Raw genomic sequence first — 21,220 nt, forward strand, 5'->3', positions numbered from 1 at the left:
CATGGCAGTCCTGACCGCACCCGAGCGCAAGTCCCCGGCCCGCCTGCCCACGAGCGGCAGGCGGGCCCGGGGTCCTCGGCGCACCCCGCCCCTGGTCCTGGCCTTCGTCCTGGTCCCGCTGCTCGCGGAGGCCCTGTGGGTGTTCTGGCCCGCCCTCCAGGGCTTCTACCTCGCCCTCACCAAGTGGGACGGTGTCTCCGCACCGCGGTTCGTCGGCCTCGGCAACTTCCGGGAGATGGCACACGACGAGGTCTTCCGCAGCGCGGCCGGGCACACCGTCCTGTGGCTCGTCCTCTTCGGTGGCCTGTCCGCCGTCCTCGGCCTCGCCGCCGCACTGCTGCTCCAGCAGGAGCGCCGAGGCGTCGGCTTCTACCGGGCCGCGCTCTTCCTGCCCGTCGTCTTCTCGCTGGTCGCCACAGCCCTGGTCTGGCAGGCGATCTACCAGCCCGACGGCGTCCTCAACCGACTCCTCGGCGCCGTCGGCCTCGACAGCCTCCAGCACGCCTGGCTCGCCGACCAGGACACCGCCCTGTACGCGGTGATCGTGCCCGCGCTGTGGCGCCAGATCGGCTACGTCATGGTCCTCTACCTGGCCGGCCTCAAGGGCATCGACCCCGCCCTGTACGAGGCCGCCAAGGTCGACGGCGCGACCGCCTGGCAGCGCTTCCGCCACGTCACCCTGCCCCAACTCTCCAGCGTCAACGCGGTCGTTCTGTCGGTGATCGTCATCGACTCACTCCGCTCCTTCGACGTCGTCTGGTCCCTGACCCGCGGCGGCCCCTACCACTCGTCCGAACTGCTGAGCACCTACATGTACTCGACCGCCTTCCAGTCCCTGCGACTCGGTTACGGCTCAGCCCTGGCCGTCGTCATCTTCGTGCTGGCCTTCGGCGTCATCGCCTCCTACCTCGTCCGCGCGTTCCGGGAGGCCGACTGATGTCCACAGCGCTGCGTCGCAAGCAAGCCGCGACCGCCGGATTCCATCTGGGCGCGGGGGCGTTGGCCGTCCTCTGGCTGCTGCCCATCGCCCTGGTCGTGGTGACCAGCCTGCGCTCCTTCGACGACATCGCCGCCAACGGGCTGGGCAGCCGGCCGCACTCCTTCACCCTCGGCAACTTCGGCCAGGCCTGGACCGACGGAGGTCAGCAACGCGCCCTGATCAACAGCCTGTTGGTCACCGTGCCGTGCGTCCTGATCACCCTCGCGCTCGCCGCGATGGCCGCCTTCTCCCTCAGCCGCTACGAACTCCCCTTCCGCCGCTCCCTGTTGCTGCTCATGCTCGGCGGCAACCTCCTCCCGCCGCAGATCCTGCTCATCCCGGTCTCCAAGCTCAGCGAGCTGATGGGCGTCTACGACACTCTCCCCGCGCTCATCGGCGTGCAGATCGGCTTCGGCGTCGGCTTCTACGTCTTCGTGCTGCACGGCTTCATGCGGTCGATCCCGCTGGAGATCCAGCAGGCGGCGGTCGTCGACGGGGCCGGCCCCTGGCAGATCTTCTGGCGGATCATCCTCCCGCTGACCCGCCCCGCCCTGGCCGCGCTCAGCGCCCTCTCCTTCACCTGGATCTTCAACGACCTGCTCTGGGCGATCACCGTCCTGCGCAGCGACACCAAGATGCCGATCACGGCCGCCCTCATCGGACTCCAGGGCCAGTACGTGTCGATGTGGAACGTGATCGCGGCCGGTTCGGTCATCGCCGCCGCACCCACGGTCGCCGTCTTCCTCCGCTTCCAGCGGCACTTCGTGGCGGGCCTCGACCTGGGAGCCGTCAAGTGACCGGCCGGCGCTGGACCTTGCGGACCGAGCACACGAGCTACACGGTCCGCCTCTCCCCGGTGGGACCCTGGGCCGAACTCGACGCCTGGGGGCCGCTCGGCGTCGAGCACGGCCCGTCCGCCCTGGACCGTTCCCGGCGCACGCACTTCATCACGCCCGCGGACGCGGCCCCCGCCGAGTATCTGCCGTACGGGCTGCGGCCGTTCACCGGATCGGAGCTCGTGGCCTCACGGCCCGGCGGCGAGGACCGGGGCGTGTGGTGGGAGTTCGACGGCGCGGAGGAACAACAGGGCTCCCTGCGCCTGGCCTTCACCGACGAGCTGCTCGGCCTGCGCACCGTCCTCTGCTACGAGACCGTGCCCGGCACCGACGTGATCCACCGCTGGACCGAGCTCACCGCCACCGGCGAACTCCGCCTGGAACGCCTCGACTTGGCCGCCGTGAACATCCCCGTCACCGGCGCGGCCCGGCAGACGTATCTCTCCGGCCAGTGGTCGCAGGAGTTCCAGCGCACCCAACTCGACCTGGCCAGAGGCACGTTCACCATCGGCAGCCTGCAAGGCGCCCCCGGCCACGCATACGCGCCCTGGCTCGCCGTGCAGGACGGGGAAGCGGCGTACGGCGTCGCCCTCGAATTGCCTGGCAACTGGCACATCACCGCCGAGGCCGAGCCCGGCGGCAGCGTGCGCGTCCGGGCCGGGCGGGTCCCGCACGAGGGAGCCGTCCTGCTCCCGCCCGGCGAAACCCTCGTCACCCCGCGCCTGGCCTGCGCCTTCAGCCCGGACGGCCTCGACGGCCTGTCCCGCGTCTGGCACCGCTACGAGCGCCGGCTCTCCGGCGAGCGCCTGCACCGCCCGCGCAAGGTCCTCTACAACTCCTGGGAGGCCACCGGCTTCGACGTCGACGCGGCCGGGCAACTGGAGCTGGCCAAGGCGGCCGTCGACATCGGGGCGGAGCTTTTCGTCGTGGACGACGGCTGGTTCACCGGGCGGGCCGACGACACCGGGGGACTGGGGGACTGGTACCCGGACCCGGCCGCGTTCCCGGGCGGCTTCGGTCAATTCGTCGACGAGATACGGGCGTTGGGCCTCGACTTCGGGCTGTGGGTCGAGCCGGAGGCGGTCAGCCCGGGGAGCGAGCTGTACGCCGAACACCCCGAGTGGGTCTACCGCATCGACGGCCGCCCCTCCAGTCTGGTCCGCAACCAGCTCCTCCTCGACCTCGGCCGCACCGACGTCCAGGACTTCGTGATCGGCACCCTCGACCGGCTGCTCGGCGAGTACGACATCGGCTATCTGAAGTGGGACATGAACCGGCCCCCCACCGAGCGCGGCCGACCCGGCGCCGGCCTCGTCGACCTGGACGCCGAGCACGTCGCCGGATACCTCCGCGTCCTCGACCACCTGCGCGCCGCCCACCCCCACCTCACCGTCGAGGGCTGCGCGGGCGGCGGCGGACGCGTCGACCACGCGACCCTCGCCCGCACCGACGTCGTGTGGCCGAGCGACAACACCGCCCCGCTGGACCGGCTGTCCGTCCAGTTCGGCTTCCTGCACGCGCACGCCCCGCACGTCATGAGCTCCTGGGTCACCGACGCGCCCGGCGTCTTCGACCCGCGCCCGCGCAGTCTCGCCTTCCGGTTCGTCATCGCCATGTGTGGAGTGCTCGGCGTCGGCGCCGACCTGCGCGCCTGGACGGCGGAGCAGCGGGCCGAGGCCGCCGGGTGGATCGCCCGCTACAAGGAGGTACGGGACGTGATCCATCACGGCGAGGCCCGGCTCCTCGGCACACCGGAGGACCCGAGCTGTGGCGTGCAGTACGACCTCGGCGAGCGCACGGTCGTCGCCGCGCTGAGCACCGGCCGGCTCGACGGCGCCCCGCTGCTGCCGGGGCGGCCCGACCGGCTGCGGCTGCGGGGACTGGACCCGGCCACGCGCTACCGCGACGACGCCACCGGGACGTCGTACAGCGGAGCCCATCTGCTCCGCTACGGGCTGCCCTTCCCGTGGAGCGCCGGGCACGATGCCGACCTGGTCGTGCTGATCCGTGAGTGAGCCCCTTATGTTTCGAGCAAGCCCTTTCTCGTCAAGGAGTCGAAGCCCACGATGCAACAGCGCGTACGACGGCACGGCGACCGTTTCGCCGGCCGCACCGCCGTGGTCACCGGAGCGGCCTCCGGCATCGGAGCCGCCACGGCCGTACGCCTCGCCGAAGAGGGCGCGGCCGTCGTGCTCGCCGATGTCGCCGAGGAACGCGGCGCGGCCGTGGCGGAGCGCATCGGCAAGGACGGCGGACGGGCCCGGTTCGTCACCGCCGACGTCGCCTCCGAGCGGGACTGGGAGCTCGTGCTCGCCGCCGCGCACGCCTACGGCCCGGTGGACGTCCTGGTCAGCAACGCCTTCACCGTCGACGTCACGCCCGCGCACGAGCTGTCGCTCCCGTCCTGGCAGCGGCAGCTCGACGTCAACCTCACCGGCGGCTTCCTCGGCTTCCGGGCGGTCCTGCCCGATCTGCGCGAGCGGCGGGGCGCGGTCGTGCTGACCTCGTCCGTGCACGCCCGCGTCGGCATCCCCGGGCACCCCGCCTACGCCGCCGCCAAGGGCGCCCTGCTGTCACTGTGCGGACAGCTCGCAGTGGAGTACGGGCCCGAGGTGCGGGTCAACGCCGTCGTGCCGGGGCCGATCCTGACCGCCGCCTGGGACCGGGTGCCGGCCGAGGACCGGGAGCGCAGTGCCGCCGAGACCGCCGCCCGGCGCCTCGGCACCCCCGAGGAAGTGGCCGCGGCCATCGCCTTCCTCGCCGCCGACGAGGCCTCCTACATCACCGGCACGAGCCTGGTCGTGGACGGCGGCTGGAGCGTCCTCAAGGCCTCCGCATGACCGCCCCCGCCCCGCAGCACACGAAGCAGAAAGGCTGTACGACATGAGCCCCTACGCCCGCCGCGGCGTGCACGGTCAGACCGTGGAGGCCCTCGCGCGCCGCATCCTGGGCGGTGACATCCCGGAAGGGGCGACCCTCGACCTGGTCGCGCTCCAGAGCGAACTGGACGTGAGCCTGACCGCCCTGCGCGAGTCCCTGAAGGTGCTCGCCGCCAAGGGGATGGTCGACGCCCGGCAGAAGCGCGGCACGTTCGTGCGGGCCCGCGCCGACTGGAACCTGCTCGACGCCGATGTGCTGCGCTGGCAGTTCGAGGGCGGCCGTACGACGGACGCCGACCGGGCGCTGCTGCACAACCTCGCCGAGGTGCGCGCGATCATCGAACCGGCCGCCGTCCGCCTCGCCGCCGAGCGCCGCACCGACGACGACCTCATCGCCCTCGAAGGCGCCCTGGTGGCCATGGCGGAGGAGGACGCGGGCGCCGCCCACGCCGTGGAGGCCGACCTCGCCTTCCACCGCGCCCTGCTCGCCGCCACCCACAACGAACTCCTCGAACGCATGGAGATGGTGATCGAGTCCGGTCTCGCCCACCGCGACCGCATCGTCCACTCCTCCCCGCACAGCGAGGACCCGGTCCCGGCCCACCGCGCCGTCCTGGACGCCGTACGCGACCGGGACCCGCTCGCCGCCGAGGCCGCCATGCGGGCCCTGCTCGACCAGGCCGGCCGCGATCTGGACCGGATCGGCACCACCGACGACACGGAAGGCGCCCGCGCCCAGTGAAGATCACCCGTATCGAAACCTTCCTGGTCCCGCCGCGCTGGCTGTTCTGCCGTGTCGAGACCGACGACGGCGTGGTCGGCTGGGGCGAACCCGTCGTCGAGGGCCGCGCCGAGGTCGTCCGGGCCGCCGTCGACGTCCTCGCCGAGTACCTCGTCGGCCAGGACCCGCTGCGCATCCAGGACCACTGGCAGGTCCTCACCAAGGGCGGCTTCTACCGCGGCGGCCCGGTCCTCTCCAGCGCCGTCGCGGGCCTCGACCAGGCCCTGTGGGACATCGCGGGCAAGACGTACGGCGCCCCCGTGCACGCCCTGCTCGGCGGCCCCGTGCGCGACCGCGTCCGCGTCTACGCCTGGGTCGGCGGCGACGAACCCGCCCAGCTCGGCGAGCAGATCGCCGAGCAGGTGGAGGCCGGCTTCACCGCCGTGAAGATGAACGCCGCCGGCGCCACCTCGCCGGTCGCCACCGCCGCCGAGACCGCGGCCGTCGTCGCCCGCGTCGCCGCGGCCCGTGAGACCCTCGGCCCGGACCGCGACGTCGCCGTCGACTTCCACGGCCGCTTCACCGCGGCGGCCGCCCGCCGGGTCCTCGCCGAACTCGCCCCGCTGCACCCGCTGTTCGTGGAGGAACCCGTCGTCCCCGAACAGGGCCATCTGCTGCCGGGCCTGGTCACCTCGACCGCCGTCCCCCTCGCCACCGGCGAACGCCTCTACTCCCGCGCCGAGTTCCTCCCCGTCCTCGCCGCGGGCATCGCCGTCGCCCAGCCCGACCTCTCCCACGCCGGCGGCATCTCCGAGGTCCACCGCATCGCCTCCCTCGCCGAGACCTACGGCGCCCAGCTCGCCCCGCACTGCCCGCTCGGCCCGATCGCCCTCGCCGCCAGCCTCCAGATCGCCTTCGCCACGCCCAACTTCCTCATCCAGGAACAGAGTCGGGGCATCCACTACAACAAGGACGCCGACCTGCTCTCCTACGTCGTCGACCCCGAACCCTTCCGCTTCGTGGACGGCCACGCGCCCCGCGGCGAGACACCCGGCCTCGGCGTCGAGGTCGACGAGACGGCCGTACGGGCGGCGGACCGCACCGGGCACGCGTGGCGCAATCCGGTGTGGCGACACACCGACGGGTCTTTCGCGGAGTGGTGACCGTGGGACGGGCAAGGGCGGGGTCGCTGGAGGTGAGGTGGTGACGTCGGATCCGCTGGAGATCGTCACCGACCTTGCCCACGGCGGGCGTTGGACCTCGCTGCGGGCAGGTGGGCGCGAGTGGCTGTGGCGGCGGGACGGGACCGGCCGGGAGAGCGTGTCGCCGGGGGACGCCTTCGTCGACGCGGGCGGACTGGAGGAGTGCGTCCCGACGGTCCGGGGCACGCCCGACCACGGGGACGCGTGGTCCCGCCCCTGGATGCGGGAGGACGACGGGACCGAGAGCGTCCAGTGCGAGCGCTTCTCGCTCAGCCGGATCATTCGGTACGGCGGTGAGGTCGACTACGTCCTGACGGCCGACCCCGGTTTCCGCTTCGTGTGGGCCGCACATGCGCTGCTCGACCTCTCGGCGTCGGCGACGGTTCAGCTGCCCGAGGGGGCGAGCACCCGCCTGTACCCGGACAACGGCCCGTGGGTGGAGGGAAGTTGGCCCGCACCCCGCGGATCACGCCTCGACCGCTTCGGACCGGACGACGGCACCGCGGTCGGAGCCGTCGTCGACACGGACCGCTGCTGCGTGCACGACGGCGCCGACCGGCTGGCGTTCGCCCTGGAAGCCGACGGACAGCCGCTGTCGATCGCGCTGTGGCGCAACCTCGGCGGCTTCCCGGCCACTGATCCCTACCGCAGTACGGGCGTCGAGCCGATGCTCGGCCGCGTCTTCGGCCTCGCCGAGGCGGGCCCCGGCGACGCGGCCCGCGTACCGCAGTCCGGCGAGCTGCGCTGGCGGCTCACCCTCGCGCCGGACTGCAACTGCCCCTGAAACACCCGGAAGTGGAGCACCTGTTCTCATGGATCTGCGAGCGGCCCTGACCGCCCACCGCCTCGTCGCCATCGTCCGCGGCGACGACCCCGAAGCCGCGCTGAGCACCGTACTGACCCTGGCCGCGGAGGGCGTCGAGCTGATCGAGATCTCGCTCACCGGCAGGGACGCGCTCACCGTCATCGAGCGCGCCCGGCAGGCCCTCGGCCCCGACCGGCCCCTCGGTGCGGGCACGGTCCTCACCGTGGAGGACGCGCGAGCCGCGCACCGGGCCGGGGCGGACTTCGCGGTGACGCCCGCGCTGGGCGAAGGGGTGGGTGCGGCACGGGAGTTGGGGATGCCGGTGCTGGCCGGGGTGATGACGCCGACGGAGATCGTCGCCGCGCGGTCACTGGGCGCCGACGCGTTGAAGATCTTTCCGGCGGCGCAGGCGGGAGGGCCTGGCTATCTCAAGGCGCTGCGTGGTCCCTTTCCGCGTGAGCTGTTCGTGCCGGTGGGGGGCGTGGACGAGGCGGCGGCCCTCGCCTATCTGGCCGCCGGTGCCACCGCCGTCGGTGTCGGGTCGCCGCTCATCGGTGACGCGGCGGACGGCGGGGACATCGCCGCGCTCCGGGAGCGTGCGCGGGCCTTCCTGGCGGTGGCACGGGAGTTCACGCCGTGACCCCCACACAGGTCGCCGATCTTTGGCGTCCCGCCGACGGCCCCGTCGTCTGCATCGGCGAGACCATGGCCGCCCTGGCACCCACCCCGCCCGACCCCCTCGAAACCGCCACCGACCTGCGTCTCTCCGTGGCCGGCGCCGAGTCGAACGTGGCCATGTACCTCGCCGACCTCGGCCACCCCGTCTCCTGGCTCTCGGCCCTCGGCGACGACGCCCTCGGACGACGTGTGCTCACTGCGGTGTCTGCGGCCGGCGTCGACGTCGGCGGCGTACGGACCGATCCCGTGCGGCCCACCGGGCTGCTCGTGAAGGACCCGGGGCGCGAGCGCACCCGGGTGCACTACTACCGCTCCGGTTCCGCCGCCTCGGCGCTGGAACCCGATCTGCTGGACGACAAGCGGGTGCGGTCGGCCGCGCTGGTGCACCTCAGCGGGATCACCCCGGCGCTCTCCCCGACCTGCCGCCAGCTGGTGGAGCGGGCGCTCGCCACGCCGGCGGACGAGCGGCCGTACGCCATCGCCTTCGACGTCAACCACCGTCCCGCGCTGTGGCCGGACGGCATGGCCGCCACTGTGCTGCGCGACCTGGCCGACCGGGCCGACCTCGTCTTCGTCGGGCTCGACGAGGCGCAGGGGCTGTGGGGCGGCGACCTTCAACCCGCCGATGTGCGGCGGCTGTTGGCGGGGCCGCGGGTGCTGGTCGTCAAGGACGGCGGGCGGGCCGCGCATGCCTTCGTCGGCGGGAGTGTCTGCACGGTGCCCGCCCTGCCCGTCGAGGTCGTGGAGCCGGTCGGGGCGGGGGACGCCTTCGCCGCGGGGTTCCTGGCCGGGCTGCTGCGCGGCGAGAGCATGCCGCGCGCCCTGCGGCTCGGGCATGTCACCGCCGCCTCGGCGCTCCGGGTGACGGGGGACCACGGCCCGCTGCCGGAGCCCGCCGAGATCGAGCGGCTGCTCGGGCCGGAGGACTGAGCGTGATGCTCAGGCCGGCTGCGGGGTCAGGCGTTGGTGGCCCTTGCGGTCGTAGTAGCGCGTCATCGCGAAGCCGAAGAGGAGGGCCAGGGCCGCGCCGATCGCGATCATCAGCCAGGAGCGGTACAGGCCCGCGTCGCCGCGTGCGTCGAAGTAGAGGATGGCGCGTACACCGTCGCTGAGCTGGCGCATGGGCTCGAAGTGGGAGAGGAAGCGGTAGAAGGCGGGGACGGCCTGGAGGGGGACCGTGGCGCCGGAGGACGGCAGGCCCAGGACGATGAACACGAACATGGAGACGAGCTGGCCGACCCCGCCGAAGGCGGCGTTGATGGCCTGCACGCCCAGGCCGACCGCGAGGGCCGCGCAGTAGGAGTAGACCCACAGCAGCGGGATGTGGGTGGCGTCCATGCCCAGGAGGGTGATGGTGGCCAGCATGATCAGGGAGACGCTGACGAGCGTGATGCCCGCGGTCATGGCCATCTTCAGCAGCAGGGTCTGGGTGCGGGTGATCGGCACGGTGGGGCGGCGGGTGTGCCAGGGGCCGATCTCGTTGTCGGCGTAACCGAGGGCGGTGTCGACGCCGTTGCTGATGACGTTCCCGCCCATGAAGCCGGCCAGCACGAGCAGCAGCGTGTAGTAGAAGGCGCTCAGGCCGAGGCCGCTGTGGCTGCCGAGCGGGTGGCCCACCTGGGTGACGACGTTCACCGGGTCGGCGAGCAGCAGCTTGGTGGTGGAGTTCGCCTGGCCGCCCGCGGCCGCGCTGAGCTGTTTGCCGATGCTCTGCGAGGCCTGGTGGGCCGCCGCCGTGGTGATCTGACTGGCGAGCGAGGAGCCCAGGCTGCCCTTGCCGGGGTTGGTGAGCACGGTCATCGTCGGGCGGGCGGTGGCGTCGGCCGTGGTGAGCGCGGTGAGAGACGCGGTGAAGTCGGGCGGGATGACCAGGGCCCCGTAGACCTTGCCGGAGTCGAGCTGGTCCTGGGCCTCGGCGCGGGTGAGGGTGCGCCACTTGGCCTTGTCGTTCGACTTGTCCGAGGTGATGGCCGCGGCGATCTGCGTGCCCGCGTTCTGCTGCTGGCCCGCGGGCGGCTTGCCGGTGTCGGAGTTGACCAGGGCGATGGGCAGATGGTGCAGGGCGCCCTGCGGGTTGACGATGCCGCCCATATAGAGGAGGGCCAGCAACAGGGCGAGGAGTCCGGTCAGGACGGTGGGCACAAGCCACAGCTTGGGGCGGCCCAGCAGGGTGACGGCACGGGCCTCGGGGCTGGCGTCGGCCATGGTTCTCCGTAGGTTGGGGAGGGACGGGAGTTCTACCGCACGGCTCCACTGCGCACCCAGAGCCTACGGACGACAAGGGGCAGATGAGTGCAACCCGTCCGGGACCGGCCTGAACCGGTCGGGGTTCCGCCAGTCCTCAGGGAACCCACAGGACGCGCAGGCACTCATATCGGTTGACGCACTGGGCGACCCACCCGAGGAGTGTTTGTTGGACGGCAACGAGTCAGTCGGGATCGGCACCACCGGCGCCGCGGAAACCGGAGCGTCGGCATCCGGTGTGTCGCGGCGCCGTTTCATGGTCTACTCCCTGGCCGCCGCCACCCTCACGGTCGCCGCGCCGCTCGGCTGCGACAGCGACACGGCCGAGGGCACCGAACCCGCCCGTGCCGCCGCCGACGTGCTGGTGACCGGCGCCGACGACGAGATGCTCGTCCTGGAGGTCACCGAGGCCAACCGGATCGTCGTCCGGCTGCCGCGCGTCGAGCTGGGCCAGGGCATCACGACCGCCGTCGCCATGATGATCGCCGAGGAGCTGGACGCCGACCTCGCCGACGTCGACATCCCGCTCGCGGACGCCCGCACCAAGGGCAACCAGTCCACCGGCGGCTCCAACTCGGTCAGCTCCCTGTACGGCCCGGCCCGGCAGCTCGCCGCCACCGCCCGGGCCCGGCTGGTGACCGCGGCCGCCCGGCGCTGGCGCGTGCCCGCGTGGAGTCTGCGCACCGGCAGGACGATGGTGACCGCGCCCGACGGCCGCACGGCCACCTACGGCTCGCTCACCAAGAGCGCCGCCGGGATCCGCCGTACGTCCGTGTCCGCCAAGCCGAAACCGGCCGCCAAGCACAAGGTGATCGGCAGGCCGACGGGCCGGATCGACGCCCGGGACATCGTCACCGGAAAGGCGCAGTACGCCGGGGATCTCAACGTGGCCGGCGCCAAGCCGACCGTCGTGGCAAGGCCGCCGACGCTGGGCGGGAAGCTCGTCTCGGTCGACGACCGGGCGGCGCGCGCGATGGACGGGGTGCGTGCCGTAGTGAAGGTGCCCGGCGGGGTCGCCGTCGTTGCCGACACCTTTCACCACGCCTTCCAGGCCCGGGACGCGCTGAAGATCAAGTGGGCGCCGGGGCCGCTGGCCGCGCTCTCCGACGCCGCCATCCGCTCCCGGCTGCGGGCCGCGGTCCCCCGCCCGGGTGCCGCTCCGCACGGATCGAAGCAGGTGGAGGGCGAGTTCGAGTTCGCCTTCGTCAGCCATGCCCCGATGGAGGTCCTCACCGCGGTCGCGGACGTACGCGCCGACCGGGCCGAGCTCTGGTTCTCCTCGCAGACCCCGATGGACGCCCGGGACAGCATCGCCTCGGCGATCGGGCTGAGAGCCTCCAAGGTCAAGGTCCATGTGATGCGCGGCGGCGGCTCGTTCGGACGGCGGCTCAACTTCGACGCCGCGATCGAGGCGGCGCTCATCTCCAAGGCGGCGAAACAGCCGGTCAAGCTGATGTGGAGCCGCAACGACGACATGCGGCACGGCAGGATGCGCCCCGCCAGCCACCACCGCGTCCGCGCCAGCCACGCGGACGGCCGCGTGGTCGCCTTCACCCATTCGATGGCCTCGGTGAACGAGTCGTACGGGAAGCAGGGCGCCGCGAACCAGGCGGTCTATGTACGACCGGCCCGCGCGACCTCCGCGCCGCTGCCGAGCGACTCCGGTCTCTACAACTTCGGGCGGCTCTCCGGCGATTCGGGCGGCGTCGACCTCGCGGTGCCGCTCGGCGCCTGGCGGTCGGTGGACTCCGGGACCGTGCGGACCGCCGAGGAGATCATGGTCGACGAGATCGCGGGGGCCCTGGGCGTCGATCCGGTCGCCTTCCGCCGTACGACACTGCGGAGCAAGGCGGTCAGGGCCGTGCTCGACAAGGTCGCCGCCGCCGGTAGCTGGGGTGCGCCGCTGCCCGCGCGGCACGGGCAGGGTGTCGCCGTGCACGAGGAGTACGGGTCCTGCGTGGCCTGTCTGGTCGAGATCGACGGCACCGATCCGAAGAAGCCGCGGGTGACCAAGGTGGTGATGGCGGCCGACGTCGGCACGGTCGTCAACCCGCGCGGTCTGGAGGCCCAGCTGATGGGCGCGGCGACCGACGGGATCTCCACGGTGCTGACGGCCGGGCTGCACATCGACCGGGGCGCCGTGCGCGAGGGCAGCTACAAGGACTTCCAGTGGGCCCGGCAGCGCAACGCCCCGCTGTACTTCGAGGCGCACATCATGCCGTCCAAGGGCGACCCCGGCGGGGCCGGCGAACTCGGCGTCCCCGCCGCGTCCGGAGCCGTCGCCAACGCCTACGCCCGCGCCACCGGCCTCAAGCCGCGCCGCTTCCCGCTGAACTTCTGACCGACCTCCCGATCCTGCGAGAAGGACCCGATGCCCTCCTACTCCTTCACCCTCAACGGCGAGCAGGTCACCGTCGAGGCGCCCGCCGACATGCCGCTGCTGTGGGTGCTGCGCGACCTGCTGCACGTCACCGGCCCCAAGTACGGCTGCGGGGTCGGCGTCTGCCGTGCCTGCACGAGCCATCTCGACGGGGAGGAGATCCAGCCCTGCGTCGTGAAGGTCAAGGACTGCGTCGACCGCAAGGTCACCACCATCGAGGGGCTCGCCGACGGCGACACCCTGCACCCCGTCCAGCAGGCCTGGATCGACTGCGACGTCTCCCAGTGCGGCTTCTGCCAGCCGGGGCAGATCATGGCCGCCGCGGCCCTGCTCAAGAAGACCCCGCACCCCTCCGACGACGACATCGACGGCATCGAGAACGTCTGCCGCTGCGGCACGTACGCCCGGATCAGGGAGGCGATCAACAGAGCGGCCAAGGAAATCACCCCTTGAGTGGCCCGGCTCACATGGCCAGACCGGCACGCCACCGACACCATGGTGGACGTCCGTCGGCAGGCTGAAGGGAGCGGCGATGTTCCGCAAGGTGCTGGTCGCCAACCGTGGTGAGATCGCGATCAGGGCATTTCGCGCCGGCTACGAGCTGGGCGCGAGGACGGTCGCCGTCTTCCCGCACGAGGACCGCAACTCGCTGCACCGGCTCAAAGCCGACGAGGCGTACGAAATCGGCCAGCCCGGGCATCCGGTGCGGGCGTACCTGTCCGTCGAGGAGATCGTCCGCGCCGCCCGCAAGGCCGGCGCCGACGCCGTCTACCCGGGCTACGGCTTCCTGTCGGAGAATCCCGAGCTGGCCAAGGCCTGCGAGGAAGCCGGCATCACCTTCGTCGGGCCCAGCGCCCACACCCTGGAGCTGACCGGCAACAAGGCCCGCGCCGTGGCCGCCGCCCGCGCGGCCGGCGTACCGGTCCTGGGTTCCTCCGCGCCCTCGAACGACGTCGACGAACTAGTCGCCGCCGCCGAGGAGATCGGCTTCCCGGTGTTCGTGAAGGCGGTCGCGGGCGGCGGCGGGCGCGGTATGCGCCGCGTCGAGGACCCGGCCCAGCTCCGGGAGTCCATCGAGGCCGCGTCCCGCGAGGCCGCCTCCGCGTTCGGCGATCCGACCGTCTTCCTGGAGAAGGCCGTCGTCGACCCCCGCCACATCGAGGTGCAGATCCTCGCCGACGGCGAGGGCAACGTCATCCACCTCTTCGAGCGCGACTGTTCCCTCCAGCGCCGCCACCAGAAGGTCATCGAGCTGGCCCCCGCGCCCAACCTCGACCCGGAGCTGCGGGACCGCATCTGCGCCGACGCCGTCCGCTTCGCCCGCGAGATCGGCTACCGCAACGCGGGCACCGTCGAGTTTCTTCTCGACCGCGACGGCAACCACGTCTTCATCGAGATGAACCCGCGCATCCAGGTCGAGCACACGGTCACCGAGGAGGTCACCGACGTCGACCTGGTCCAGGCCCAGCTGCGCATCGCCTCCGGCGAGACCCTCGCGGACCTCGGGCTCTCGCAGGAGACGGTGAAGCTGCACGGCGCGGCCCTCCAGTGCCGTATCACCACCGAGGACCCCGCCAACGGCTTCCGCCCGGACACCGGCCGCATCAGCGCCTACCGCTCGCCCGGCGGCTCCGGCATCCGCCTCGACGGCGGAACGACCCACGCCGGTACGGAGATCAGCGCCCACTTCGACTCCATGCTGGTGAAACTCACCTGCCGGGGCCGGGACTTCAAGGCCGCGATCGGCCGGGCCCGGCGTGCCGTGGCCGAGTTCCGGATCCGCGGTGTGGCCACCAACATCCCGTTCCTGCAAGCGGTGTTGGACGACCCGGACTTCCAGGCCGGCCGCGTGACCACGTCGTTCATCGAAGAGCGCCCGCACCTGCTGACGGCCCGCTCCTCGGCTGACCGGGGCACCAAGCTGCTCACCTACCTCGCCGACGTGACGGTCAACAAGCCGCACGGCGAGCGCCCGCACCTGATCGAGTCGACCACCAAGCTGCCCCCGCTGCCGGCCGGAGAGCCCGCGGCCGGTTCGCGCCAGCGGCTCGTCGAGCTCGGCCCGGACGGCTTCGCCCGCGCGCTGCGCGAGTCGCCGACCCTCGGCATCACCGACACCACCTTCCGCGACGCCCATCAGTCGCTGCTCGCCACCCGGGTACGGACGAAGGACCTCCTCGCCGTCGCCCCGGTCGTCGCCCGCACCCTCCCCGAGCTGCTCTCCCTGGAGTGCTGGGGCGGCGCCACCTACGACGTCGCGCTGCGCTTCCTCGCCGAGGACCCGTGGGAGCGGCTGGCCGCCCTCCGCGAGGCCGTCCCCAACATCTGCCTCCAGATGCTGCTGCGCGGCCGCAACACCGTCGGCTACACCCCGTACCCGACCGAGGTGACCGACGCCTTCGTGCAGGAGGCCGCCGCCACCGGCATCGACATCTTCCGCATCTTCGACGCCCTCAACGACGTCAACCAGATGCGCCCCGCCATCGACGCGGTACGCGAGACGGGCACCGCGATCGCCGAGGTCGCCCTCTGCTACACCTCGGACCTGTCCGACCCGAACGAGCGCCTGTACACGCTGGACTACTACCTGCGGCTCGCCGAGCAGATCGTCGAGGCCGGCGCCCATGTTCTGGCCGTCAAGGACATGGCGGGCCTGCTGCGGGCGCCCGCCGCCGCCAAGCTCGTATCCGCGCTGCGCCGGGAGTTCGACCTGCCGGTGCACCTGCACACGCACGACACGGCGGGCGGCCAGCTCGCGACCTACCTGGCCGCGATCCAGGCGGGCGCGGACGCGGTGGACGGCGCGGTGGCGTCGATGGCGGGCACGACCTCGCAGCCCTCCCTCTCCGCGATCGTCGCCGCGACCGACCACTCGGAGCGGCCGACCGGCCTCGACCTGCAGGCGGTCGGCGACCTGGAGCCGTACTGGGAGAGCGTCCGCCGGATCTACGCCCCCTTCGAGGCGGGCCTGGCCTCCCCGACCGGGCGCGTCTACCACCACGAGATCCCGGGCGGCCAGCTCTCCAACCTGCGCACCCAGGCCGTCGCGCTCGGCCTCGGCGACCGGTTCGAGGACATCGAGGACCTGTACGCCGCCGCCGACCGGATGCTGGGCCGGCTCGTCAAGGTCACCCCGTCCTCCAAGGTGGTCGGCGACCTCGCCCTGCACCTGGTGGGCGCGGGCGTGGATCCGGCCGACTTCGAGGCGGCCCCGAACCGCTACGACATCCCCGACTCCGTGATCGGCTTCCTCCGCGGCGAGCTGGGCACCCCGCCCGGCGGCTGGCCGGAGCCCTTCCGCAGCAAGGCACTCGAGGGCCGAGCCGAGCCCCGCCCGGTGCAGGAGCTGACCCCGGAGGACCGCGAGGGCCTGGCGAAGGAGCCCCGGGCGACACTCAACCGCCTGCTCTTCCCCGGTCCGACGCGCGAGTTCGAGACGCACCGCCAGGCCTACGGCGACACCAGCGTCCTCGACAGCAAGGACTTCTTCTACGGGCTGCGCCCGGGGAAGGAGTACGCCATCGACCTGGAGCCCGGTGTCCGGCTGCTGATCGGTCTGGAGGCGGTCGGCGAGGCCGACGAGCGCGGTATGCGCACCGTGATGTCCACGCTGAACGGCCAGTTGCGGCCGATCCAGGTCCGTGACACGGCCGCCGCCTCGGACATCCCGGCGACGGAGAAGGCCGACCGGTCCAACCCGGGCCATGTCGCGGCGCCGTTCGCCGGAGTGGTGACGCTCGCGGTCGCCGAGGGCGACGAAGTGGACGCCGGGGCGACCGTGGCGACGATCGAGGCGATGAAGATGGAGGCCGCGATCACCGCGCCCAAGGCGGGTCGCGTCGGTCGGCTGGCCATCAACCGCATCCAGCAGGTGGAGGGCGGCGACCTGCTCGTCGAGATCGGCTGAGCAGTCGTAGAAGGTCATGGGGAAAGGGGGTGGCGGTTCGACCGCCACCCCCATTCCGTTTCGTGCCTCAACGGGTGCCGGGCTGAACGAGCTTGAAGACCAGCCGGGCACCGGCCCGCTGGGCGGACTGACGCAGCCGGACGGTCACCGGCCGGTCCGGGGCCGGTACGGGCGTACCGCCGAGCCGCGGGAACAACGCCTGGGCGTTGGTCCGGTCGATCGCGGCCCGCGTGGCCGAATCGGTGCCGGTTTCCAGGCCGCCCGCGAAGTACTGCCCGGCGGCGGCCGGGGCGAAGGGCCAGTCGCTGCCGAACAGGACGTGCCCGGGGCGGGCGAAGGCGAGCAGCGTGGGCAGGGCGGCCGGGCTGGAGGACAGGGCGGTGTCGAAGTAGAAGCCGCGCAGGTCCTCCAGGACGTCCAGCGGGCTGCGCCCGGTGTCGCTCGCGATCGCGACGGCCATCCGGTGCGAGGCATAGGGGACGAATCCGCCCGCGTGACTGAGGACGAACCGGATGTCCGGGTACTGCCGCACGACACCGTTGCGTACGAGGAGATAGGCGGCCCGGGTCGTGTCCAGGAGGAAGTCGGCGGCGAACGGTGGGATGCCGTCGACCGCGGGCGCCGGGAGGTCGGCGGGGTGGACGAAGACGACGGCACGACGGTCGTTCAGGGTGCGCCAGAGGGCGTCCTGGCCGTCCGCGCCGAGGTAGGTGCCCTGGTTGTTGGCGAGCAAAGTGACGCCGTCGGCTGCGAGTTCGTCCAGTGCTCGTGCGGCTTCGGTGGCGGAGGCCGCCGTGTCGGGCGTGGGCAGGGTGGCGAAGTATCCGAAGCGGTGCGGGTGTTGGGCGGCCAGGGAGGCGGAGAAGTCGTTGAGTTGCCGGGCCAGGTCGGCCGCCTCACCCGGGTCGGCGAGGAAGCCGGTGCCGGGTGTGGACACGGACACGATCGCGGTGGCGGTGCCCAGCAGGTCCATCTGCTCCAGGGCCGACTCCGGGCTCCAGTCGGGCAGTTGACGGCCGCCCGCCTCGACGAGTCCCGCCTTCGCCAGCAGGTCGCGGTAGAAGGCGGGCACGATGTGCTGGTGGACGTCGATCCGGTGGGGTGCGGCGCTCATGCGGTGGCCTCCCGGCTGCCGAGCAGGTCGAGGGCCACGTCGGTGAGCATGTCCTCCTGGCCGCCGACCATCCCGCGCCGGCCGACCTCGACCAGCAGGCTGCGGGCGTCGATGCCGTAGCGCGCGGACGCGGCCTCGGCGTGCCGGAGGAAGCTGGAGTACACGCCCGCGTAGCCGAGGGTGAGGGTCTCGCGGTCGACCTGGACCGGGCGGTCCTGCAGCGGCCGTACCAGATCGTCGGCCGCGTCCTGGAGGGCGAACAGGTCGCAGCCGTGCTCCAGGCCGAGCTTGTCGGCGACGGCGACGAACACCTCCAGGGGCGCGTTGCCCGCCCCGGCGCCCATCCCGGCGAGGGAGGCGTCCACCTGGAGGGCGCCGTGCTCGACGGCGGTGAGGGAGTTGGCGACGCCCAGGGAGAGGTTGTGGTGGGCGTGGATGCCGATCTCGGTGGCCGGGTCCAGCGTCTGGCGCAGGGCGTCGACGCGCTCGGCGACACCGCCCATGGTCAGCGCACCGCCGGAGTCGACGACGTACACGCACCCGGCGCCATATCCCTCCATCAACTTCGCCTGCCCGGCCAGCTGTTGAGGCTCCGTCATATGGCTCATCATCAGGAAGCCGACGGTGTCCATCCCCAGCTCCCGGGCCGCGGCGATGTGCTGGGCCGAGATGTCGGCCTCCGTGCAGTGCGTGGCCACGCGGACCACGGAGGCGCCCGCGCGGTGGGCGTCCTTGAGGTCGTGCACGGTGCCGATGCCGGGCAGCAGCAGGGTGGCGACCTTGGCGCGGGTGACGGTCGAGGCGACGGCCTCGATCCACTCCAGGTCGGTGTGCGCGCCGAAGCCGTACACACAGGAGGAGCCCGCCAGTCCGTCGCCGTGCGCGACCTCGATCGAGTCGACTCCGGCCGCGTCCAGGGCGGCGGCGATGGCGACCGCCTGGTCGACCGAGTACTGGTGGCGGACGGCGTGCATGCCGTCCCGCAGGGTGACATCGCTGATGTAGAGGCGGCTCATCGGAGGGCTCCCGCGGTGCTCTGCGCGTGCTGGGCGATGCGCTCGGCGGCGGCGACGGCCGCAGAGGTCATGATGTCGAGGTTCCCGGCGTAGGCCGGCAAGTAGTCGGCGGCGCCGGTGACTTCGAGCATCACGGTCACCCTGGTGCCGGTGAACTCGCTGAGGCCGGGGACGCGGACACCCTCGTACGAGTCGAACTGGACGCGCTGCTTCAGCCGGTAGCCCGGCACGTACGAGTTCACCCGTTCCGCCATCGCCAAGACGCTGTTCTCGACGGCGACTTGATCGCATTCGCCCTCGACCAGGCAGTACACGGTGTTCCGCATCAGCAGGGGTGGCTCGGCCGGGTTGAGGATCATCACGGCCTTGCCGTGCCGGGCGCCGGCCACCTCGCGCAGGGCCCGGGAGGTGGTCTCGGTGAACTCGTCGATGTTGGCGCGGGTGCCGGGGCCGGCCGAGCGGGCGGCGATCGAGGAGACGATCTCGGCGTAGGCGACGGGGGCGACCCGGGCGACCGCGGCGGCGATCGGCACGGTGGCCTGGCCGCCGCAGGTGACCATGTTGAGGTTCGGGGCGTCGAGGTGCCGGTCCAGATTGACCACGGGCACGCAGTACGGGCCGACCGCGGCGGGCGTGAGGTCGAGGACCCGGACGCCGGTGGGCTCCAGCCTGGCCCAGTTCGCGCGGTGGGCGTTGGCGGAGGTGGCGTCGAAGACGAGCCTGATGTCGGCGAACTCGGGGAGGGCGAGGAGCCCGTCGACACCATCGGCGGTGGTCGCGATGCCCAGGCGGCGGGCGCGGGCCAGGCCGTCGGAGGCGGGGTCGATGCCGGCCATCGCCCCCATGACCAGCGCGCCGGAACCGCGCAGGATCTTGATCATCAGGTCGGTGCCGATGTTGCCGGAGCCGATGACGGCCACCGGCCAGGGGGAGGGAGGCATGGGGTTCTCCTGGTGTGCGGTCTCAGGGTTGTGCGGGTCAGGCGAACGTCACCGACACCGGGCCGAGGCCGCCGAAGCGTGCCTCCACCCGTTGGCCGGCGCCGACGAAGGGGGCGGTGGTCATGGCGCCGGGCAGCACCACGTGCCCGGGCTCCAGCGCGGTGCCGAACCCGGCGAGGGTGTTGGCCAGCCAGGCGACCGCGGCGGCCGGATGACCCAGCACCTCCTTGCCGGTGCCGGACGCGACGGCCTCCCCGTCGACGAACAGGTCCACCGGCACCGCCGCGAGGTCGGGCACCTCGGCCAGGGGAGTCCACGGCCCGCAGACGAGCCCCGCGGAGCTTGCGTTGTCGGCGACCGTGTCGGCGAGCGTGATCCGCCAGTCCCGGATCCGGCTGTCGACGATCTCCAGCGCGGGCGCCACCGCCTCGGTCGCCGCGAGGACGTCCTCGACCGTGACGTCCGGGCCGCGCAGGGGGCGGGCCAGCCGGAAGCAGATCTCCGGCTCGATGCGCGGGGCGCAGTAGCGGGCCGCGGGGACGGTGCCGCCGTCGCGGTGCACCATGTCGTCCAGCAGATGCCCGAAGTCGGGCTCGCCGACGCCGAGCAGCTGCTGCATCGCGGCAGCGGTCAGGCCGACCTTGTGGCCCACGACGGTGGCCCCGTCGGCCAGCCGCCGGGCGATGTTCTCCCGCTGGATCGCGTAGGCGTCGGCGAGCCCGAGGCCCGGAAACAGGTCCGACAGCGGGTCGACCGGCGCCGCGTCGCACTCGGCCCGGCGCAGCAGCCGCCCGGCCTCCGCGCGCTGTTCTTCGGTGAGGTTCATGCCTTGCTCCTTGCGGCCATGCGGGTGGCCGCCTCGTGGACCAGTTGCGCGTGCAACTCGAACATCGCCACCAGGTCGATGTCCTCGCCATGGATCTCCCGGTGCACGAAGAGGCCGTCGGCGCCTGCGACGGCGTAGGTGGTGAGGGTGTGTACGGCGGTCTCGTCCAGATCGGGGAACAGCTCCGCGATGACCTCGGCGATGCGCCGGCTGGAGATCTCGCGGACCTGGAGGAAGACGGTGCGTCCGCGGGGTTCGACCGGCCGTCGCTCCAGGGCGAGCATCAGTCCCAGGCGCAGGAAGTCGGGTGCGTCGACCAGCGACTTGGCGACATTCGCGGCCGTGGTCGTCGCCCGCTCCAGGGGCGTGCCGGTGTCCTCGTCCGGTAGTGCGACGTCCGAGAGCCAGGCCTCGAAGCTGCGCTCGATGACGGCGGCGATCAGGTCGTCCTTGTCCTTGAAGTGCCAGTAGATCGAGCTGGCGGGCAGCCCGCACTTGGCACTGACGGCGGCGATCGACGTGCCCTCGTAACCGCGCTCGCCGGCGATGGCCACAGCCGCGTCGAGGATCCGCTGACGCGACTCGACTCCGTTCGCCCGCTTCCTGCGCGAGGTCTGCGGCCTGGTCATGAGCTGTGCCTTTCTGTCGTCCGCTGCACTTGACCGTCTCCGGCAGCGACCTTACCGTAGCGG

Annotated in this window: 18 protein-coding genes; 12 read left to right on the forward strand and 6 right to left on the reverse strand. The window is 72.4% G+C overall.

Features of this window, described 5'->3' with window-relative positions; genetic code table 11:
• Position 1 precedes the first annotated feature (1 nt).
• From ABZ848_RS11910 to ABZ848_RS11950, 9 genes are read left to right on the forward strand one after another with little or no spacing between them, the layout of a single operon-like run.
• Positions 2-937, forward strand: a complete 936-nt coding sequence (locus tag ABZ848_RS11910; RefSeq protein ID WP_360829275.1) for a sugar ABC transporter permease — start codon at positions 2-4, stop codon at positions 935-937.
• Positions 937-1,776 (forward strand): carbohydrate ABC transporter permease, encoded by an 840-nt coding sequence (locus ABZ848_RS11915; protein WP_360829278.1) that lies wholly within the window; start codon positions 937-939, stop codon positions 1,774-1,776. Before ABZ848_RS11910 ends, ABZ848_RS11915 begins: the two co-directional genes overlap by 1 nt.
• Positions 1,773-3,830 (forward strand): alpha-galactosidase, encoded by a 2,058-nt coding sequence (locus tag ABZ848_RS11920; RefSeq protein ID WP_360829281.1) that lies wholly within the window; start codon positions 1,773-1,775, stop codon positions 3,828-3,830. Before ABZ848_RS11915 ends, ABZ848_RS11920 begins: the two co-directional genes overlap by 4 nt.
• 51 nt (positions 3,831-3,881) lie before the next feature.
• On the forward strand, positions 3,882-4,655 hold the full coding sequence (locus tag ABZ848_RS11925; RefSeq protein ID WP_360829284.1) for a glucose 1-dehydrogenase: 774 nt from the start codon (positions 3,882-3,884) through the stop codon (positions 4,653-4,655).
• Positions 4,656-4,698: 43 nt separating this feature from the next.
• Positions 4,699-5,436, forward strand: a complete 738-nt coding sequence (locus tag ABZ848_RS11930) for a FadR/GntR family transcriptional regulator (RefSeq protein WP_360829287.1) — start codon at positions 4,699-4,701, stop codon at positions 5,434-5,436.
• Positions 5,433-6,578, forward strand: a complete 1,146-nt coding sequence (gene dgoD, locus ABZ848_RS11935) for a galactonate dehydratase (protein ID WP_360829290.1) — start codon at positions 5,433-5,435, stop codon at positions 6,576-6,578. Before ABZ848_RS11930 ends, dgoD begins: the two co-directional genes overlap by 4 nt.
• 37 nt (positions 6,579-6,615) lie before the next feature.
• A complete protein-coding gene (locus ABZ848_RS11940) occupies positions 6,616-7,401 on the forward strand; it encodes a hypothetical protein (RefSeq protein ID WP_360829293.1) in 786 nt (261 codons plus the stop codon).
• A gap of 28 nt (positions 7,402-7,429) precedes the next feature.
• A complete protein-coding gene (locus tag ABZ848_RS11945; RefSeq protein WP_360829296.1) occupies positions 7,430-8,062 on the forward strand; it encodes a bifunctional 4-hydroxy-2-oxoglutarate aldolase/2-dehydro-3-deoxy-phosphogluconate aldolase in 633 nt (210 codons plus the stop codon).
• Positions 8,059-9,030: a sugar kinase gene (locus tag ABZ848_RS11950; protein ID WP_360829299.1), complete on the forward strand. Its 972-nt coding sequence runs from the start codon at positions 8,059-8,061 to the stop codon at positions 9,028-9,030. Before ABZ848_RS11945 ends, ABZ848_RS11950 begins: the two co-directional genes overlap by 4 nt.
• 9 nt (positions 9,031-9,039) lie before the next feature.
• Here ABZ848_RS11950 and ABZ848_RS11955 read toward each other — a convergent pair whose 3' ends face one another.
• Positions 9,040-10,305, reverse strand: a complete 1,266-nt coding sequence (locus tag ABZ848_RS11955; RefSeq protein ID WP_360829302.1) for a DUF3533 domain-containing protein — start codon at positions 10,303-10,305, stop codon at positions 9,040-9,042.
• A 295-nt stretch (positions 10,306-10,600) separates the two neighbouring features.
• On the opposite strand from ABZ848_RS11955, the gene ABZ848_RS11960 reads away from it, so the two are divergent.
• From ABZ848_RS11960 to ABZ848_RS11970, 3 genes are all read left to right on the forward strand, one after another.
• The gene (locus ABZ848_RS11960; RefSeq protein ID WP_360829845.1) at positions 10,601-12,685 is read left to right on the forward strand and encodes a molybdopterin cofactor-binding domain-containing protein; all 2,085 of its coding nucleotides are present in this window, start codon (positions 10,601-10,603) and stop codon (positions 12,683-12,685) included.
• Positions 12,686-12,715: 30 nt separating this feature from the next.
• Positions 12,716-13,177: a (2Fe-2S)-binding protein gene (locus tag ABZ848_RS11965; RefSeq protein ID WP_360829305.1), complete on the forward strand. Its 462-nt coding sequence runs from the start codon at positions 12,716-12,718 to the stop codon at positions 13,175-13,177.
• 79 nt (positions 13,178-13,256) lie between these two features.
• A complete protein-coding gene (locus tag ABZ848_RS11970) occupies positions 13,257-16,631 on the forward strand; it encodes a pyruvate carboxylase (protein WP_360829308.1) in 3,375 nt (1,124 codons plus the stop codon).
• A 67-nt stretch (positions 16,632-16,698) separates the two neighbouring features.
• Here the strand turns inward: ABZ848_RS11970 and ABZ848_RS11975 are convergent, their stop codons facing one another.
• Genes ABZ848_RS11975 through ABZ848_RS11995 form a run of 5 tightly spaced genes read right to left on the reverse strand, consistent with a single transcriptional unit; the run spans position 16,699 to position 21,157 of the window.
• Complete coding sequence (locus ABZ848_RS11975; RefSeq protein WP_360829311.1) at positions 16,699-17,745, reverse strand: amidohydrolase family protein; 1,047 nt, start codon at positions 17,743-17,745, stop codon at positions 16,699-16,701.
• Positions 17,742-18,761 (reverse strand): 4-hydroxy-2-oxovalerate aldolase, encoded by a 1,020-nt coding sequence (gene dmpG, locus ABZ848_RS11980; protein WP_360829314.1) that lies wholly within the window; start codon positions 18,759-18,761, stop codon positions 17,742-17,744. Before dmpG ends, ABZ848_RS11975 begins: the two co-directional genes overlap by 4 nt.
• On the reverse strand, positions 18,758-19,702 hold the full coding sequence (locus ABZ848_RS11985) for an acetaldehyde dehydrogenase (acetylating) (protein ID WP_360829317.1): 945 nt from the start codon (positions 19,700-19,702) through the stop codon (positions 18,758-18,760). Before ABZ848_RS11985 ends, dmpG begins: the two co-directional genes overlap by 4 nt.
• Positions 19,703-19,739: 37 nt before the next feature.
• Positions 19,740-20,528, reverse strand: coding sequence for a fumarylacetoacetate hydrolase family protein (locus tag ABZ848_RS11990; protein ID WP_360829320.1), 789 nt, complete (start codon positions 20,526-20,528; stop codon positions 19,740-19,742).
• Positions 20,525-21,157 (reverse strand): TetR/AcrR family transcriptional regulator, encoded by a 633-nt coding sequence (locus ABZ848_RS11995; RefSeq protein WP_360829323.1) that lies wholly within the window; start codon positions 21,155-21,157, stop codon positions 20,525-20,527. Before ABZ848_RS11995 ends, ABZ848_RS11990 begins: the two co-directional genes overlap by 4 nt.
• Between the last annotated feature and the right edge of the window lie 63 nt (positions 21,158-21,220).

The sequence above is a fragment of the Streptomyces sp. NPDC047081 genome (genome assembly GCF_040643775.1).
Taxonomy (GTDB): Bacteria; Actinomycetota; Actinomycetes; order Streptomycetales; family Streptomycetaceae; genus Streptomyces.

What these genes read in the sequence shown, in the direction of transcription:
- ABZ848_RS11910 (WP_360829275.1), top strand. Translation starts at nt 2, where the DNA reads ATGGCAGTCCTGACCGCACCCGAGCGCAAGTCCCCGGCCCGCCTGCCC.
- ABZ848_RS11915 (WP_360829278.1), top strand. Translation starts at nt 937, where the DNA reads ATGTCCACAGCGCTGCGTCGCAAGCAAGCCGCGACCGCCGGATTCCAT.
- ABZ848_RS11925 (WP_360829284.1), top strand. Translation starts at nt 3,882, where the DNA reads ATGCAACAGCGCGTACGACGGCACGGCGACCGTTTCGCCGGCCGCACC.
- ABZ848_RS11930 (WP_360829287.1), top strand. Translation starts at nt 4,699, where the DNA reads ATGAGCCCCTACGCCCGCCGCGGCGTGCACGGTCAGACCGTGGAGGCC.
- ABZ848_RS11945 (WP_360829296.1), top strand. Translation starts at nt 7,430, where the DNA reads ATGGATCTGCGAGCGGCCCTGACCGCCCACCGCCTCGTCGCCATCGTC.
- ABZ848_RS11955 (WP_360829302.1), bottom strand. Translation starts at nt 10,305, where the DNA reads ATGGCCGACGCCAGCCCCGAGGCCCGTGCCGTCACCCTGCTGGGCCGC.
- ABZ848_RS11960 (WP_360829845.1), top strand. Translation starts at nt 10,601, where the DNA reads ATGGTCTACTCCCTGGCCGCCGCCACCCTCACGGTCGCCGCGCCGCTC.
- ABZ848_RS11965 (WP_360829305.1), top strand. Translation starts at nt 12,716, where the DNA reads ATGCCCTCCTACTCCTTCACCCTCAACGGCGAGCAGGTCACCGTCGAG.
- ABZ848_RS11970 (WP_360829308.1), top strand. Translation starts at nt 13,257, where the DNA reads ATGTTCCGCAAGGTGCTGGTCGCCAACCGTGGTGAGATCGCGATCAGG.
- ABZ848_RS11975 (WP_360829311.1), bottom strand. Translation starts at nt 17,745, where the DNA reads ATGAGCGCCGCACCCCACCGGATCGACGTCCACCAGCACATCGTGCCC.
- dmpG (WP_360829314.1), bottom strand. Translation starts at nt 18,761, where the DNA reads ATGAGCCGCCTCTACATCAGCGATGTCACCCTGCGGGACGGCATGCAC.
- ABZ848_RS11985 (WP_360829317.1), bottom strand. Translation starts at nt 19,702, where the DNA reads ATGCCTCCCTCCCCCTGGCCGGTGGCCGTCATCGGCTCCGGCAACATC.
- ABZ848_RS11990 (WP_360829320.1), bottom strand. Translation starts at nt 20,528, where the DNA reads ATGAACCTCACCGAAGAACAGCGCGCGGAGGCCGGGCGGCTGCTGCGC.
- ABZ848_RS11995 (WP_360829323.1), bottom strand. Translation starts at nt 21,157, where the DNA reads ATGACCAGGCCGCAGACCTCGCGCAGGAAGCGGGCGAACGGAGTCGAG.